Source organism: Salmonella sp. NW645, from assembly GCF_051703725.1.
Taxonomy (GTDB): Bacteria; Pseudomonadota; Gammaproteobacteria; order Enterobacterales; family Enterobacteriaceae; genus Salmonella; species Salmonella enterica.
This window is the reverse complement of sequence record NZ_JAMMKR010000008.1, coordinates 28606-44061: the sequence shown is the minus strand read 5'-3', so window position 1 is coordinate 44061 and position 15456 is coordinate 28606. Positions and strand designations below refer to the sequence as shown.

At 59.2% G+C, this 15456-nt stretch carries 17 protein-coding genes; 16 read left to right on the top strand and 1 reads right to left on the bottom strand.

Annotated features, from left to right (window positions below):
• The first annotated feature begins 12 nt into the window (after positions 1-12).
• From eutP to eutR, 16 genes are all read left to right on the top strand, one after another.
• Positions 13-492 carry an ethanolamine utilization acetate kinase EutP gene (gene eutP, locus NA389_RS17260; RefSeq protein WP_000820751.1) on the top strand — a complete coding sequence of 160 codons (480 nt, stop codon included), beginning with the start codon at positions 13-15 and terminating at the stop codon, positions 490-492.
• Positions 470-1159 (top strand): ethanolamine utilization acetate kinase EutQ, encoded by a 690-nt coding sequence (gene eutQ, locus NA389_RS17255; protein WP_000733867.1) that lies wholly within the window; start codon positions 470-472, stop codon positions 1157-1159. The genes eutP and eutQ overlap by 23 nt, the downstream gene beginning before the upstream one ends.
• Positions 1156-1959, top strand: coding sequence for an ethanolamine utilization cob(I)yrinic acid a,c-diamide adenosyltransferase EutT (eutT, locus tag NA389_RS17250; protein WP_000997656.1), 804 nt, complete (start codon positions 1156-1158; stop codon positions 1957-1959). Before eutQ ends, eutT begins: the two co-directional genes overlap by 4 nt.
• On the top strand, positions 1956-2972 hold the full coding sequence (gene pta, locus NA389_RS17245) for a phosphate acetyltransferase (protein WP_000582940.1): 1017 nt from the start codon (positions 1956-1958) through the stop codon (positions 2970-2972). Before eutT ends, pta begins: the two co-directional genes overlap by 4 nt.
• Before the next feature lie 40 nt (positions 2973-3012).
• On the top strand, positions 3013-3303 hold the full coding sequence (eutM, locus tag NA389_RS17240; RefSeq protein ID WP_000387716.1) for an ethanolamine utilization microcompartment protein EutM: 291 nt from the start codon (positions 3013-3015) through the stop codon (positions 3301-3303).
• Positions 3304-3415: 112 nt separating this feature from the next.
• Entirely contained in the window at positions 3416-3703 is a 288-nt protein-coding gene (eutN, locus tag NA389_RS17235; RefSeq protein WP_001522340.1) for an ethanolamine utilization microcompartment protein EutN, read from the top strand.
• Positions 3704-3714: 11 nt separating this feature from the next.
• Positions 3715-5118, top strand: a complete 1404-nt coding sequence (locus tag NA389_RS17230; protein WP_001075640.1) for an aldehyde dehydrogenase family protein — start codon at positions 3715-3717, stop codon at positions 5116-5118.
• A 10-nt stretch (positions 5119-5128) separates the two neighbouring features.
• Positions 5129-5968, top strand: coding sequence for an ethanolamine utilization protein EutJ (eutJ, locus tag NA389_RS17225; protein WP_000929675.1), 840 nt, complete (start codon positions 5129-5131; stop codon positions 5966-5968).
• The gene (gene eutG / locus NA389_RS17220; protein WP_001147505.1) at positions 5958-7145 is read left to right on the top strand and encodes an ethanolamine utilization ethanol dehydrogenase EutG; all 1188 of its coding nucleotides are present in this window, start codon (positions 5958-5960) and stop codon (positions 7143-7145) included. The genes eutJ and eutG overlap by 11 nt, the downstream gene beginning before the upstream one ends.
• Positions 7146-7264: 119 nt before the next feature.
• Positions 7265-8491, top strand: a complete 1227-nt coding sequence (gene eutH / locus NA389_RS17215) for an ethanolamine utilization protein EutH (RefSeq protein WP_000512359.1) — start codon at positions 7265-7267, stop codon at positions 8489-8491.
• Positions 8488-9891, top strand: coding sequence for an ethanolamine ammonia-lyase reactivating factor EutA (eutA, locus tag NA389_RS17210; protein ID WP_001097518.1), 1404 nt, complete (start codon positions 8488-8490; stop codon positions 9889-9891). Before eutH ends, eutA begins: the two co-directional genes overlap by 4 nt.
• 11 nt (positions 9892-9902) lie before the next feature.
• Positions 9903-11264, top strand: a complete 1362-nt coding sequence (gene eutB, locus NA389_RS17205; RefSeq protein ID WP_000769990.1) for an ethanolamine ammonia-lyase subunit alpha — start codon at positions 9903-9905, stop codon at positions 11262-11264.
• 18 nt (positions 11265-11282) lie between these two features.
• Positions 11283-12179 carry an ethanolamine ammonia-lyase subunit EutC gene (gene eutC, locus NA389_RS17200; protein ID WP_000372357.1) on the top strand — a complete coding sequence of 299 codons (897 nt, stop codon included), beginning with the start codon at positions 11283-11285 and terminating at the stop codon, positions 12177-12179.
• Positions 12180-12188: 9 nt separating this feature from the next.
• Positions 12189-12848, top strand: a complete 660-nt coding sequence (gene eutL, locus NA389_RS17195; protein WP_001111054.1) for an ethanolamine utilization microcompartment protein EutL — start codon at positions 12189-12191, stop codon at positions 12846-12848.
• A gap of 12 nt (positions 12849-12860) precedes the next feature.
• On the top strand, positions 12861-13355 hold the full coding sequence (eutK, locus tag NA389_RS17190) for an ethanolamine utilization microcompartment protein EutK (RefSeq protein ID WP_000606266.1): 495 nt from the start codon (positions 12861-12863) through the stop codon (positions 13353-13355).
• Between the two features lie 47 nt (positions 13356-13402).
• Entirely contained in the window at positions 13403-14455 is a 1053-nt protein-coding gene (gene eutR, locus NA389_RS17185) for an HTH-type transcriptional regulator EutR (RefSeq protein ID WP_000753666.1), read from the top strand.
• A gap of 99 nt (positions 14456-14554) precedes the next feature.
• Here the strand turns inward: eutR and hemF are convergent, their stop codons facing one another.
• Complete coding sequence (gene hemF, locus NA389_RS17180; protein ID WP_000801328.1) at positions 14555-15454, bottom strand: oxygen-dependent coproporphyrinogen oxidase; 900 nt, start codon at positions 15452-15454, stop codon at positions 14555-14557.
• Positions 15455-15456: the final 2 nt, after the last annotated feature.

Here is a 15456-nt window from a genome sequence, read left to right as displayed (position 1 = left end):
TTGGTGGCGGTAATGAAACGTATTGCTTTTGTCGGCGCGGTCGGTGCCGGAAAGACAACGCTTTTTAACGCGTTACGGGGAAATTATTCCCTCGCCAGAAAAACACAGGCCGTGGAATTTAATGATCATGGCGATATAGATACGCCGGGTGAATATTTTAGCCATCCCCGTTGGTATCACGCCTTAATTACCACGTTGCAGGATGTGGACACGCTGATTTATGTCCACGCGGCAAACGATAAAGAAAGTCGCTTACCTGCCGGGTTATTGGATGTTGGAACCCGTAAACGACATATCGCCGTTATCAGCAAAACGGACATGCCGGATGCCGACGTCGCCGCTACGCGGCAGTTGCTTTGCGAGATTGGATTCCGGGAGCCGATTTTCGAGCTCAACGGCCACGACCCGCAAAGCGTGCGGCAGTTGGTGGATTATCTGGCGGCTCTCAGTGAACAGGAGGAAGAGGCAGGTGAAAAAACTTATCACAGCTAACGATATTCGTGCGGCCCACGCCCGCGGCGAACAGGCGATGTCGGTAGTGCTGCGCGCCAGCATTATTACCCCGGAGGCTCGCGAAGTGGCGGAACTACTGGGATTCACGATTACCGAATGCGACGAGTCCGTCCCGGCATCCACATCGGCGCAGGCGTGTAAAAGCGAAAGCCAGCGCATTCGGGAAGCCATCATCGCGCAGCTCCCGGAAGGGCAGTTTACTGAAAGCCTGGTGGCGCAGTTGATGGAAAAAGTGCTCAAGGAAAAGCAGTCGCTGGAACTGGGGACGATGCAGCCGAGCTTTACCTCCGTCACGGGTAAAGGCGGCGTGAAAGTCATTGACGGCAGCAGCGTGAAATTTGGCCGCTTCGACGGCGCCGAACCGCACTGCGTCGGCTTAACCGATCTGGTTACAGAGCAGGACGGCAGCAGCATGGCCGCCGGGTTTATGCAGTGGGACAACGCCTTTTTCCCGTGGACGCTGAACTACGACGAAATCGACATGGTGCTGGAGGGCGAACTGCACGTACGTCATGAAGGCGAAACCATGATTGCCAAAGCCGGAGATGTGATGTTCATCCCTAAAGGCTCCAGCATTGAATTTGGCACGCCAACGTCCGTGCGCTTTCTGTACGTCGCCTGGCCTGCGAACTGGCAATCCGTATGAACGATTTCATCACCGAAACGTGGCTCAGAGCGAATCATACGCTCAGCGAAGGATCGGAAATCCATCTGCCCGCTGATGCACGACTGACGCCCTCGGCCCGGGAACTGCTGGAAAGCCGCCGCCTGCGCATTAAGTTTCTGGATCCGCAAGGCCGGCTGTTTGTTGATGATGACGAACAGCAGCCGCAGCCGGTACATGGCTTAACCAGTAGCGATACGCACCCACAGGCCTGCTGTGAACTGTGCCGCCAGCCGGTGGTGAAAAAGCCCGATACGCTGACCCATCTGACGGCGGACAAAATGGTCGCCAAAAGCGACCCGCGCCTCGGCTTTCGCGCCGCGCTCGACAGCGCCATCGCGCTGACCGTGTGGCTACAAATCGAACTGGCGGAACCCTGGCAGCCGTGGCTTTTCGATATCCGGTCGCGGCTGGGCAACATTATGCGCGCCGACGCTATAGATGAACCGCTGGCGGCGCAGTCTATCGTCGGGCTGAACGAGGATGAGCTGCATCGGCTTTCCCACCAGCCGCTGCGCTATCTCGACCACGATCACCTGGTGCCGGAGGCCAGCCACGGTCGCGATGCGGCGCTGCTTAATCTCCTGCGAACCAAAGTCCGTGAAACGGAAACCCTCGCCGCACAAGTGTTTATTACCCGTAGTTTTGAGGTCTTGCGCCCGGACATTTTACAGGCGCTGAACCGTCTCTCCAGCACGGTTTACGTGATGATGATTTTGAGCGTGGCGAAACATCCGCTGACGGTCGCCCAAATTCAACAACGGTTGGGAGAGAAGCCATGATCATTGAACGCGCCCGCGAACTGGCGGTACGTGCCCCCGCCAGAGTCGTCTTTCCCGATACGCTGGACGAACGCGTGCTGAAAGCGGCGCATTACCTGCAACAGTGCGGTCTGGCTCGCCCCGTTCTGGTCGCCAGTCCGTTTGCGCTGCGTCAGTTTGCCCTGAGTCATCGTATGGCGATGGATGGCATTCAGGTCATCGACCCACACAGCAACCTGAGTATGCGCCAGCGTTTTGCGCAACGCTGGCTTGCCCGTGCCGGAGAAAAAACGCCGCCGGACGCAGTGGAAAAGCTTAGCGACCCGCTAATGTTCGCTGCCGCCATGGTGAGCGCCGGTGAGGCTGATGTGTGTATCGCAGGCAACCTGTCGTCAACGGCGAATGTGCTGCGCGCAGGGCTGCGGGTGATTGGCCTGCAACCCGGATGCAAAACATTGTCGTCTATTTTCCTGATGCTGCCGCAGTATGCCGGTCGGGCATTAGGGTTCGCCGATTGCAGCGTAGTGCCGCAGCCGACGGCGGCGCAGCTGGCGGATATCGCTATCGCCAGCGCCGACACCTGGCGGGCCATTACCGGCGAAGAGCCGCACGTGGCGATGCTGTCATTTTCAAGCAACGGCAGCGCCCGTCACCCCAATGTTGCCAACGTGCAGCAGGCGACAGAGCTCGTTCGCGAACGTGCGCCGCAACTGCTTGTGGACGGTGAATTGCAGTTTGACGCCGCTTTCGTACCGGAGGTCGCCGCGCAAAAAGCGCCTGACAGCCCGCTGCAAGGCCGCGCCAACGTGATGATTTTCCCGTCGCTGGAGGCGGGCAATATTGGCTACAAAATCGCTCAGCGTCTGGGAGGCTATCGCGCTGTTGGGCCGCTAATTCAGGGGCTTGCCGCGCCGCTTCACGACCTCTCCCGAGGCTGTAGCGTGCAGGAAATTATCGAACTGGCGTTGGTGGCAGCCGTGCCGCGCCAGGCTGACGTGAGCCGCGAACGCAGCTTACACACACTGGTTGAATGAACGGTCCCGTTCTGGACCCCTTTAATGAGAGGAAAACACGATGGAAGCATTAGGAATGATTGAAACCCGGGGCCTGGTTGCGCTGATTGAGGCCTCAGATGCGATGGTAAAAGCCGCACGCGTGAAGCTGGTCGGCGTGAAGCAGATTGGCGGTGGCCTGTGTACGGCCATGGTACGTGGCGACGTGGCGGCGTGCAAAGCCGCAACCGATGCTGGCGCCGCTGCGGCGCAGCGCATTGGCGAGCTGGTCTCCGTACACGTGATTCCACGCCCGCACGGCGATCTGGAAGAAGTGTTCCCGATCAGCTTCAAAGGCGACAGCAACATTTGATGGTAGGCCGGATAAGACGCGCAGCGTCGCCATCCGGCATGAATGCGCGCCATTGCCTGATGGTGCGCAGATTCAAGGCCTACGACCCAACGGGCAATCCATGGAGGCGGATATGAAACTGGCAGTCGTCACAGGACAAATCGTATGTACCGTCCGCCATCAGGGACTGGCGCATGACAAATTGCTGATGGTGGAAATGATCGATGCCCAGGGCAACCCCGACGGGCAGTGTGCCGTCGCTATCGACAGTATCGGGGCGGGAACCGGAGAGTGGGTACTGCTGGTCAGCGGCAGTTCCGCACGCCAGGCGCATCGCAGCGAATTATCACCGGTCGATCTGTGCGTCATTGGCATCGTCGATGAAGTGGTGGCTGGCGGGAAAGTGGTTTTCCATAAATAGGACTGAACATCATGAATCAACAGGATATTGAACAGGTGGTGAAAGCGGTACTGCTGAAAATGAAAGACAGCAGCCAGCCGGCCAGTACTGTTCATGAGATGGGCGTTTTTGCCTCCCTGGATGACGCAGTGGCGGCAGCAAAACGGGCCCAGCAGGGGCTGAAGAGCGTGGCGATGCGCCAGCTTGCCATTCATGCCATTCGCGAAGCGGGCGAAAAACACGCCCGAGAATTAGCGGAACTTGCCGTCAGCGAAACCGGCATGGGACGCGTTGACGATAAATTTGCTAAAAACGTGGCGCAGGCGCGCGGCACGCCGGGCGTCGAGTGTTTATCTCCGCAGGTGCTGACCGGCGATAACGGCCTGACGCTGATTGAAAATGCGCCGTGGGGCGTGGTGGCCTCGGTCACGCCGTCCACCAATCCGGCGGCGACGGTGATTAATAACGCCATCAGCCTGATTGCCGCAGGCAACAGCGTTGTGTTTGCTCCGCATCCGGCGGCGAAAAAGGTCTCTCAGCGGGCAATCACCCTCCTCAATCAGGCGGTGGTCGCCGCCGGTGGCCCGGAAAATTTGCTGGTCACCGTGGCGAACCCGGATATCGAAACCGCCCAGCGGCTGTTCAAGTATCCCGGTATTGGCCTGCTGGTGGTGACTGGCGGCGAAGCGGTGGTGGACGCGGCGCGCAAACATACTAATAAACGCCTGATTGCCGCTGGTGCCGGCAATCCCCCGGTGGTGGTGGATGAGACCGCCGACCTGCCGCGCGCTGCACAATCCATCGTCAAAGGCGCGTCGTTTGATAACAACATCATCTGCGCCGACGAAAAAGTGCTGATTGTGGTGGATAGCGTCGCCGACGAGCTGATGCGTCTGATGGAAGGTCAACATGCGGTGAAACTGACCGCCGCTCAGGCCGAACAGCTCCAGCCGGTGCTGCTGAAGAATATTGATGAGCGCGGCAAAGGCACCGTCAGCCGTGACTGGGTCGGTCGTGACGCGGGCAAGATCGCCGCAGCCATCGGCCTGAACGTCCCGGATCAAACGCGCCTGCTGTTTGTGGAAACGCCCGCTAACCATCCGTTTGCTGTCACTGAAATGATGATGCCGGTACTGCCGGTGGTGCGGGTCGCCAACGTCGAAGAAGCCATCGCCCTGGCGGTTCAGCTTGAAGGCGGTTGCCACCATACGGCGGCGATGCACTCGCGCAATATCGACAACATGAACCAGATGGCGAACGCCATCGACACCAGCATTTTCGTCAAAAACGGGCCGTGCATTGCCGGGCTTGGATTGGGCGGAGAAGGCTGGACCACCATGACTATCACTACGCCAACCGGCGAAGGGGTGACCAGCGCGCGTACCTTTGTGCGGCTGCGTCGATGCGTGCTGGTGGATGCGTTTCGCATTGTATAAGGGATGACTCATGGCGCACGACGAACAACTCTGGCTCACCCCAAGACTGCAAAAAGCGGCGGCCCTGTGTAACCAGACGCCCGCCGCCAGCGATACACCGCTGTGGCTGGGCGTCGATTTGGGCACCTGCGACGTGGTGTCGATGGTGGTCGACGGCAACGCCCAGCCGGTGGCGGTGTGCCTTGACTGGGCCGACGTTGTGCGTGACGGCATCGTCTGGGATTTCTTCGGCGCCGTCACCCTCGTGCGCCGCCATCTCGACACCCTTGAACAGCAGCTCGGCTGCCGCTTTACCCACGCGGCGACCTCGTTCCCGCCAGGCACCGACCCGCGTATTTCGATCAACGTGCTGGAGTCTGCTGGGTTAGAAGTCAGCCACGTACTGGATGAGCCGACGGCGGTGGCGGATCTGCTGGCGCTTGATAATGCAGGCGTGGTGGATATTGGCGGCGGTACTACCGGCATTGCCATCGTCAAACAGGGCAAGGTGACTTACTCCGCCGATGAAGCCACTGGCGGGCACCATATCTCCCTGACGCTGGCGGGCAACCGCCGTATTCCCCTGGAAGAGGCGGAACAGTACAAGCGCAGCAATGCGCAGGAGATTTGGCCGGTAGTGAAGCCGGTGTACGAAAAAATGGCGGAAATCGTTGCTCGCCACATTGAAGGGCAAGGAATTGCTGATTTATGGCTGGCGGGCGGTTCCTGTATGCAGCCGGGCGTGGAGGCGTTATTTCGCCAGCGTTTCCCGGAGTTACAGGTGCATTTACCGCAGCACAGCCTGTTTATGACCCCGCTGGCGATAGCCAACAGCGGGAGAGCGAAAGCGGAGGGACTCTATGCAAGCTGAACTACAGACGGCGCTGTTTCAGGCATTCGACACCCTGAATCTGCAACGGGTGAAAACGTTCAGCGTACCGCCGGTCACGCTGTGCGGACTTGGGGCGCTCGGCGCCTGCGGCCAGGAAGCGCAAGCGCGAGGCGTAAGCCATCTGTTTGTGATGGTCGACAGCTTCCTGCATCAGGCGGGAATGACCGCGCCGCTGGCACGTAGCCTGGCGATGAAGGGCGTGGCGATGACGGTCTGGCCGTGTCCGCCAGGCGAGCCGTGCATCACCGACGTCTGCGCGGCGGTGGCGCAACTGCGTGAGGCGGCGTGCGACGGCGTAGTGGCCTTTGGCGGCGGTTCGGTGCTGGACGCGGCGAAAGCGGTCGCCCTGCTGGTGACTAACCCTGACCAGACGCTGAGCGCCATGACCGAGCGCAGTACATTACGCCCGCGTCTGCCGCTGATTGCGGTGCCGACCACCGCCGGAACCGGTTCTGAAACCACCAACGTGACGGTGATTATCGACGCGGTCAGCGGGCGCAAGCAGGTGCTGGCGCACGCGTCACTAATGCCGGACGTAGCGATTCTTGATGCTGCCGTGACCGAAGGCGTTCCGCCAAACGTGACGGCAATGACCGGTATCGATGCGTTGACTCATGCGATTGAGGCCTACAGCGCGCTCAACGCCACGCCGTTTACCGACAGCCTGGCGATTGGCGCGATAGCGATGATTGGCAAATCGCTGCCGAAAGCCGTGGGTTACGGCCACGATCTGGCGGCGCGTGAAAATATGTTGCTGGCCTCCTGTATGGCGGGAATGGCCTTTTCCAGCGCTGGTCTGGGGCTGTGTCATGCGATGGCGCACCAGCCAGGGGCGGCGCTGCATATTCCGCACGGCCAGGCCAACGCCATGCTGCTGCCAACGGTCATGGGCTTTAACCGGATGGTATGCCGCGAACGCTTCAGTCAAATCGGTCGGGCGTTAACCAATAAGAAATCGGACGATCGCGATGCGATTGCGGCGGTGAGCGAGCTGATTGCCGAAGTAGGGCAGAGCAAACGGCTGGCTGACGCTGGCGCCAAACCCGAACACTACAGCGCATGGGCGCAAGCCGCGCTGGAGGATATTTGTCTGCGCAGTAACCCACGCACCGCCACACAGGCACAGATTATCGATCTGTACGCGGCTGCCGGGTAATGCCTGTAGGCCGGATAAGGTGCTCGCACCGCCATCCGGCAATAACACGGCGTTAATGCCGGAGGCGACGTAAACGTCTTATCCGGCCTACAAATCATAAATGGCAGGGAGTAAAGGCTATGGGAATTAACGAAATCATCATGTACATCATGATGTTCTTTATGCTGATTGCCGCCGTGGACAGAATCCTGTCGCAGTTCGGCGGGTCGGCGCGCTTCCTCGGTAAATTCGGCAAGAGTATCGAGGGGTCTGGCGGCCAGTTTGAAGAGGGCTTTATGGCGATGGGCGCGCTGGGACTGGCGATGGTCGGTATGACCGCGCTGGCGCCGGTGCTGGCGCATGTACTGGGGCCGGTTATTATCCCGGTATACGAAATGCTGGGCGCGAACCCATCCATGTTCGCGGGTACGCTGCTGGCCTGTGATATGGGCGGATTCTTCCTCGCCAAAGAGCTGGCCGGCGGTGATGTCGCGGCGTGGCTATACTCAGGGTTAATCCTTGGGTCGATGATGGGGCCGACCATTGTGTTCTCCATTCCGGTGGCGCTCGGCATTATCGAACCGTCTGACCGCCGCTACCTGGCGCTTGGCGTACTAGCGGGTATCGTCACCATTCCCATTGGCTGCATTGCGGGGGGATTGATCGCCATGTACTCAGGCGTGCAGATCAATGGTCAGCCAGTGGAGTTTACCTTCGCGCTGATCCTGATGAACATGATCCCGGTATTGATCGTCGCGGTGCTGGTAGCGCTGGGGCTGAAGTTCATCCCGGAAAAAATGATCAACGGTTTCCAGATTTTCGCCAAATTTCTGGTGGCGCTGATCACCATCGGCCTGGCAGCTGCGGTGGTTAAATTCCTGTTGGGTTGGGAGTTGATTCCGGGACTCGACCCGATCTTTATGGCGCCAGGCGACAAACCCGGCGAAGTGATGCGCGCCATTGAAGTGATCGGCTCTATCTCCTGCGTGCTGCTCGGCGCGTATCCGATGGTGCTGTTACTGACCCGCTGGTTTGAAAAACCGTTGATGAATGTCGGTAAGCTGCTGAACGTAAATAATATTGCGGCGGCAGGCATGGTAGCGACCCTGGCGAACAATATCCCCATGTTCGGCATGATGAAGCAGATGGATACCCGCGGCAAAGTGATTAACTGCGCATTTGCCGTCTCTGCGGCGTTCGCGCTGGGCGACCATTTAGGCTTCGCCGCTGCCAACATGAACGCCATGATCTTCCCGATGATTGTCGGCAAGCTGATCGGCGGTGTGACGGCGATTGGCGTGGCGATGATGCTGGTGCCGAAAGATGACGCCGCCCAGGTGAAAACCGAAGCGGAGGCGCAATCGTGAACACTCGCCAGCTACTGAGCGTCGGTATCGATATCGGCACCACCACCACGCAGGTGATCTTCTCGCGCCTGGAGTTGGTTAACCGTGCGGCGGTGTCGCAGGTGCCGCGCTACGAATTCATCAAACGCGACATTAGCTGGCAAAGCCCGGTCTTCTTTACGCCCGTGGATAAGCAGGGCGGTCTGAAAGAGGCCGAACTTAAAGCGCTGATTCTGGCCCAGTATCAGGCCGCAGGCATCGCGCCTGAATCGGTGGACTCCGGGGCTATCATTATTACCGGCGAAAGCGCCAAAACCCGCAACGCCCGTCCGGCGGTCATGGCGCTCTCGCAGTCGCTGGGCGACTTTGTGGTCGCCAGCGCCGGGCCGCATCTGGAATCAGTCATTGCCGGGCACGGCGCCGGAGCGCAAAGCTTGTCTGAGCAGCGGATGTGCCGGGTGCTGAATATTGATATCGGCGGCGGCACGTCTAACTACGCGCTGTTTGACGCGGGAAAAGTCAGCGGCACCGCCTGCCTTAACGTCGGTGGTCGCCTGCTGGAAACCGACGCTCAGGGGCGCGTGGTTTATGCCCACCAGCCGGGGCAGATGATTATCGATGAGGTGTTCGGTTCGGGTACTGATGCTCGCGCCTTAGCTGCCGCACAGTTGGGGCAGGTGGCGCGGCGGATGGCGGATCTCATCGTCGAGGTTATCACTGGCGCGCTCTCGCCGCTGGCGCAATCGCTGATGCAAACCGGGCTACTGCCCGCCGATATTACGCCGGAGGTGATTACCCTTTCCGGTGGGGTAGGTGAATGCTACCGCAACCAACCTGCCGATCCGTTCTGCTTTTCTGATATCGGGCCGCTGCTGGCGACCGCGCTGCATGAGCACCCGCGTCTGCGCGAGATGAACGTGCAGTTTCCGGCGCAAACCGTGCGCGCCACGGTGATTGGCGCGGGGGCCCATACGCTCTCGCTTTCCGGCAGTACTATCTGGCTGGAAGACGTCCAACTGCCGCTGCGCAACCTGCCGGTGGCGATCCCGCAGGATGACGCCGATCTGGTGAACGCCTGGCGGCAGGCGCTTCTCCAGCTTGATCTCGACCCGCAAACCGACGCTTACGTGCTGGCGCTTCCCGCCACGCTCCCGGTGCGTTACGCCGCATTACTCACGGTCATCAACGCGCTGACGGCTTTTGTCGCGCGTTATCCCAATCCACATCCCCTGCTGGTGGTGGCCGAGCAGGATTTTGGTAAAGCGCTGGGCATGTTATTGCGCCCACAGTTACCGCAACTTCCGCTGGCGGTCATCGATGAGGTGGTCGTGCGGGCGGGAGACTATATCGACATTGGTACGCCTCTTTTTGGCGGATCGGTTGTGCCGGTGACGGTGAAATCACTCGCATTTCCTTCCTGAGGGAACGACTTATGAAACTAAAGACCACATTGTTCGGCAATGTTTATCAGTTTAAGGATGTAAAAGAGGTACTGGCTAAAGCCAACGAACTGCGTTCGGGGGATGTGCTGGCCGGGGTTGCCGCGGCAAGTTCGCAGGAGCGCGTAGCGGCAAAACAGGTACTGTCGGAAATGACGGTGGCGGATATCCGCAACAATCCGGTGATTGCCTATGAAGAGGACTGCGTGACGCGCCTGATTCAGGACGACGTCAACGAAACGGCCTATAACCGGATTAAAAACTGGAGCATCAGCGAACTGCGTGAATACGTGCTGAGCGATGAAACCTCCGTGGACGACATCGCGTTTACCCGCAAAGGGCTGACCTCCGAAGTGGTGGCGGCAGTAGCGAAAATCTGCTCCAACGCTGACCTGATCTACGGCGGCAAGAAAATGCCGGTGATCAAAAAAGCCAATACCACCATCGGTATTCCGGGCACCTTTAGCTGCCGTTTGCAGCCGAACGATACCCGTGACGATGTGCAGAGTATCGCCGCGCAAATCTACGAAGGGCTTTCTTTCGGCGCGGGCGATGCGGTGATCGGCGTTAACCCGGTGACCGATGACGTGGAGAACCTGACCCGCGTGCTCGACACCGTTTACGGCGTTATCGATAAATTCAATATTCCGACCCAGGGCTGTGTGCTGGCGCACGTCACCACCCAGATCGAAGCGATTCGTCGTGGCGCGCCGGGCGGACTGATTTTCCAGAGCATTTGCGGCAGCGAGAAGGGCTTAAAAGAGTTCGGCGTCGAGCTGGCGATGCTCGACGAAGCGCGGGCTGTGGGGGCGGAGTTCAACCGCATCGCCGGGGAAAACTGCCTGTACTTTGAAACCGGGCAAGGGTCTGCGCTCTCTGCTGGCGCGAACTTTGGTGCCGACCAGGTGACGATGGAAGCGCGTAACTACGGGCTGGCGCGCCACTACGATCCGTTCCTGGTGAACACCGTCGTGGGCTTTATCGGGCCGGAGTATCTCTACAACGACAGGCAGATTATCCGCGCCGGTCTCGAAGATCACTTTATGGGCAAGCTGAGCGGCATCTCGATGGGCTGCGACTGCTGCTATACCAACCATGCCGACGCCGACCAGAACCTTAACGAAAACCTGATGATTCTGCTCGCCACTGCCGGCTGTAACTACATCATGGGGATGCCGCTCGGCGACGACATCATGCTCAACTACCAGACCACCGCTTTCCACGATACCGCCACCGTCCGTCAGTTGCTGAATTTACGGCCATCGCCGGAGTTTGAACGCTGGCTGGAAACGATGGGCATTATGGCAAACGGTCGTCTGACCAAACGGGCGGGCGATCCGTCACTGTTCTTCTGATGACGCGGGGATAACACCATGGATCAAAAACAGATTGAAGAAATTGTACGTAGCGTGATGGCGTCAATGGGACAGGACGTACCGCAGCCCGTCGCGCCGTCAACGCAGGAAGGCGCAAAGCCGCAGTGCGCCGTGCCGACGGTGGCCGAAAGCTGCGCGCTGGATTTAGGTTCTGCGGAGGCAAAAGCCTGGATTGGCGTCGAGAACCCGCATCGTGCGGACGTGCTGACCGAACTGCGTCGCAGTACTGCGGCACGCGTCTGTACGGGTCGTGCCGGGCCGCGTCCGCGCACCCAGGCGCTGTTGCGCTTCCTGGCGGATCACTCCCGTTCGAAAGATACCGTGCTCAAAGAAGTGCCGGAAGAGTGGGTAAAAGCGCAAGGGCTGCTGGAAGTGCGTTCGGAGATCAGCGACAAAAACCTGTACCTGACGCGCCCGGATATGGGGCGTCGCCTGAGTCCGGAAGCCATTGACGCGCTGAAGTCACAGTGCGTGATGAACCCGGATGTGCAGGTAGTGGTCTCCGATGGCCTCTCTACGGATGCGATCACCGCCAACTATGAAGAGATCCTGCCGCCGCTGCTTGCCGGTCTGAAGCAGGCCGGGCTGAACGTCGGCACGCCGTTCTTTGTGCGCTATGGCCGCGTGAAGATTGAAGATCAGATTGGCGAAATTCTCGGCGCGAAGGTCGTCATCCTGCTGGTGGGCGAACGTCCGGGGCTGGGGCAGTCGGAAAGCCTCTCCTGCTACGCCGTCTATTCCCCGCGCGTGGCGACCACCGTCGAGGCCGACAGAACCTGTATTTCAAACATTCATCAGGGGGGGACGCCGCCAGTAGAAGCCGCCGCCGTGATTGTGGATTTGGCCAAACGGATGCTGGAGCAGAAAGCGTCCGGCATCAACATGACCCGTTAAGGAGACATCATGCCTGCATTAGATTTGATTCGACCTTCAGTGACTGCCATGCGCGTGATTGCCTCCGTGAATGACGGCTTTGCGCGGGAACTTAAATTACCGCCACATATCCGTAGCCTCGGACTCATCACGGCAGATTCTGATGATGTGACCTATATTGCCGCTGATGAAGCGACAAAACAGGCGATGGTGGAAGTGGTCTATGGTCGCTCCCTCTATGCCGGGGCGGCTCACGGGCCGTCGCCGACCGCCGGTGAGGTGTTGATTATGCTGGGCGGACCGAACCCGGCGGAAGTGCGCGCCGGTCTGGATGCGATGGTCGCCAGCATTGAAAACGGCGCGGCGTTCCAGTGGGCGAACGATGCGGAAAATACCGCGTTCCTGGCGCATGTGGTTTCGCGTACCGGCTCGTACCTCTCGTCTACCGCAGGTATCGCGCTGGGCGATCCAATGGCCTATCTGGTGGCGCCGCCGCTGGAAGCGACATTCGGCATTGACGCGGCGATGAAAGCCGCTGACGTTCAGCTGGTGACTTACGTGCCGCCGCCGTCGGAAACCAACTATTCGGCCGCGTTCTTAACGGGAAGCCAGGCCGCGTGTAAAGCCGCCTGCAATGCCTTTACCGACGCCGTGCTGGATATCGCCCGTAACCCTGTCCAGCGTGCGTAACGGAGGCTGCCAATGATCAATGCCCTGGGATTACTGGAAGTGGACGGAATGGTCGCCGCCGTCGATGCGGCGGATGCCATGCTGAAAGCGGCCAACGTGCGTTTGCTCAGTCATCAAGTGCTCGACCCTGGCAGGTTAACGCTGGTGGTGGAGGGCGATCTGGCGGCGTGTCGTGCGGCGCTGGATGCCGGAAGCGCCGCCGCGCAGCGCACAGGCCGTGTGATTAGCCGCAAAGAAATTGGTCGTCCGGAAGAGGACACCCAGTGGCTGATTGGCGGGTTTGCGCGTGCGACAACGCCGACTGAGAAAGCGCCCCAGGTACCCGCAACGCCTGAGTTCGCTGAAGCGTTACTGGCGCTGCTGGCATCAGTACGCCAGGGAATGACGGCGGGAGAGGTTGCCGCGCATTTTGGCTGGCCGCTGGAGCAGGCCAGAAACGTGCTGGAACAACTCTTTTCTGACGGAGCGTTGCGTAAACGCAGTAGTCGCTATCGCATCAAAAATTAATCTGTCGGAGGGCCGGGCGTCCTGGCGGGCGTCCGGCATAGAAGATCATGAAAAAGACCCGTACAGCGAATTTGCACCATCTTTATCATGAAGCGTTACCCGAAGACGTTAAACTTACGCCCAGAGTCGAGGTGGACAATGTTCATCAGCGACGGACGACGGATGTCTATGAACATGCTCTGACTATCACCGCCTGGCAGCAGATCTACGATCAGTTACACCCGGGTAAATTTCATGGCGAGTTCACGGAAATCCTGCTTGATGAGATTCAGGTGTTCCGTGAATACACCGGCCTGGCGCTGCGTCAGTCGTGTCTGGTTTGGCCAAACTCTTTCTGGTTTGGTATTCCGGCGACGCGCGGCGAACAGGGATTTATCGGCGCGCAGGGGCTCGGCAGCGCCGAGATTGCCACCCGACCGGGAGGCACCGAGTTTGAACTGAGCACGCCGGATGATTACACCATTCTGGGCGTCGTTATCTCGGAAGATGTTATTTCCCGTCAGGCCACGTTTTTGCATAACCCGGAAAGGGTGCTGCATATGCTGCGTAACCAGTTAGCGCTGGAGGTAAAAGAGCAGCATAAAGCGGCGCTGTGGGGCTTTGTGCAGCAGGCGCTGGCCACCTTTAGCGAGAGTCCTGAAACCCTGCATCAACCTGCGGTGCGTAAGGTCTTGAGTGATAATTTGTTGCTGGCGATGGGCACGATGCTGGAAGAGGCGAAGCCGATTCATAGCGCCGAGAGCATCAGCCATCAGGGATATCGTAGGCTACTGTCGCGGGCGCGGGAATATGTGCTGGAAAATATGTCGGAGCCGCTGACAGTGCTCGACTTATGTAACCAGCTACACGTTAGCCGCCGCACGCTGCAAAATGCGTTTCACGCCATTTTGGGCATTGGCCCCAATGCGTGGCTGAAACGTATTCGCTTAAACGCGGTACGCCGGGAACTGATTAGCCCGTGGTCGCAGAGCACCACGGTCAAAGATGCCGCGATGCAGTGGGGATTCTGGCATCTGGGGCAATTTGCCACCGATTATCAGCAATTATTTGCCGAAAAACCGTCGTTGACGCTGCATCAACGGATGCGGCAATGGGCTTGATGGCATTATTGTGCCGGATGCGACGCTTTGCGTCTTATCCGGCCTACGGGGCGGTGCCGTTGTGGTTGTAGGCCTGATAAGCGTAGCGCTATCAGGCAATTACACCCAGTCGCGTACCTGAATAAACTCGCTCAGCGCCGCTTCCGGGCTACCCGCTTCTGGCTGCCAGTCGTACTCCCAGCGCACCAGCGGCGGCATCGACATCAGGATAGATTCAGTGCGCCCGCCGGTTTGCAGACCAAACAGGGTGCCTCTGTCCCACACCAGGTTGAACTCCACGTAGCGCCCGCGGCGATAAAGTTGAAAATTACGCTCCCGCTCTCCCCAGACCATCGCTTTGCGTCGTTCGACAATTGGTAAATACGCCTCGGTGTAGCCGTTACCGACCGCCTGCATAAAGTCGAAGCAGTGGTCGAAATCCGGCGTATTCAAATCGTCAAAAAACAGGCCGCCGATACCGCGCTGCTCGTTACGATGCTTGAGGAAAAAGTAGTCGTCGCACCACTTTTTATAGCGCGGATACACATCGTCGCCAAACGGCTGGCACAGGTCGCGGGCGGTGCGATGCCAGTGAACGGCATCCTCTTCAAAGCCGTAGTAGGGGGTTAAATCGAACCCGCCGCCAAACCACCACACCGGATCGGCGCCCGGTTTTTCGGCAATAAAAAAGCGCACGTTAGCATGGCTGGTGGGAATATACGGATTGTGCGGATGCACCACCAGCGATACGCCCATCGCTTCAAAGCTACGCCCGGCCAGCTCTGGCCGATGCGCGGTGGCGGACGCGGGCATCGCATCGCCGTGAACGTGAGAGAAATTAACGCCCGCCTGTTCGAAAATCCCGCCGTTGCGTAATACCCGGCTGCGTCCGCCGCCGCCCGCTTCGCGTCGCCAGCTATCTTCGACAAAGTTTGCGCCATCCACAGCGGATAACTTTTGGCAAATATCATCCTGCAGGCGTAGCAGAAACTGTTTTACGTGATGTGCATCGGGTTTCATGA

What these genes read in the sequence shown, in the direction of transcription:
- pta (WP_000582940.1), top strand. Translation starts at nt 1,956, where the DNA reads ATGATCATTGAACGCGCCCGCGAACTGGCGGTACGTGCCCCCGCCAGA.
- eutC (WP_000372357.1), top strand. Translation starts at nt 11,283, where the DNA reads ATGGATCAAAAACAGATTGAAGAAATTGTACGTAGCGTGATGGCGTCA.
- eutM (WP_000387716.1), top strand. Translation starts at nt 3,013, where the DNA reads ATGGAAGCATTAGGAATGATTGAAACCCGGGGCCTGGTTGCGCTGATT.
- eutR (WP_000753666.1), top strand. Translation starts at nt 13,403, where the DNA reads ATGAAAAAGACCCGTACAGCGAATTTGCACCATCTTTATCATGAAGCG.
- eutG (WP_001147505.1), top strand. Translation starts at nt 5,958, where the DNA reads ATGCAAGCTGAACTACAGACGGCGCTGTTTCAGGCATTCGACACCCTG.
- hemF (WP_000801328.1), bottom strand. Translation starts at nt 15,454, where the DNA reads ATGAAACCCGATGCACATCACGTAAAACAGTTTCTGCTACGCCTGCAG.
- eutK (WP_000606266.1), top strand. Translation starts at nt 12,861, where the DNA reads ATGATCAATGCCCTGGGATTACTGGAAGTGGACGGAATGGTCGCCGCC.
- eutL (WP_001111054.1), top strand. Translation starts at nt 12,189, where the DNA reads ATGCCTGCATTAGATTTGATTCGACCTTCAGTGACTGCCATGCGCGTG.
- NA389_RS17230 (WP_001075640.1), top strand. Translation starts at nt 3,715, where the DNA reads ATGAATCAACAGGATATTGAACAGGTGGTGAAAGCGGTACTGCTGAAA.
- eutH (WP_000512359.1), top strand. Translation starts at nt 7,265, where the DNA reads ATGGGAATTAACGAAATCATCATGTACATCATGATGTTCTTTATGCTG.
- eutB (WP_000769990.1), top strand. Translation starts at nt 9,903, where the DNA reads ATGAAACTAAAGACCACATTGTTCGGCAATGTTTATCAGTTTAAGGAT.
- eutN (WP_001522340.1), top strand. Translation starts at nt 3,416, where the DNA reads ATGAAACTGGCAGTCGTCACAGGACAAATCGTATGTACCGTCCGCCAT.
- eutP (WP_000820751.1), top strand. Translation starts at nt 13, where the DNA reads ATGAAACGTATTGCTTTTGTCGGCGCGGTCGGTGCCGGAAAGACAACG.
- eutJ (WP_000929675.1), top strand. Translation starts at nt 5,129, where the DNA reads ATGGCGCACGACGAACAACTCTGGCTCACCCCAAGACTGCAAAAAGCG.
- eutT (WP_000997656.1), top strand. Translation starts at nt 1,156, where the DNA reads ATGAACGATTTCATCACCGAAACGTGGCTCAGAGCGAATCATACGCTC.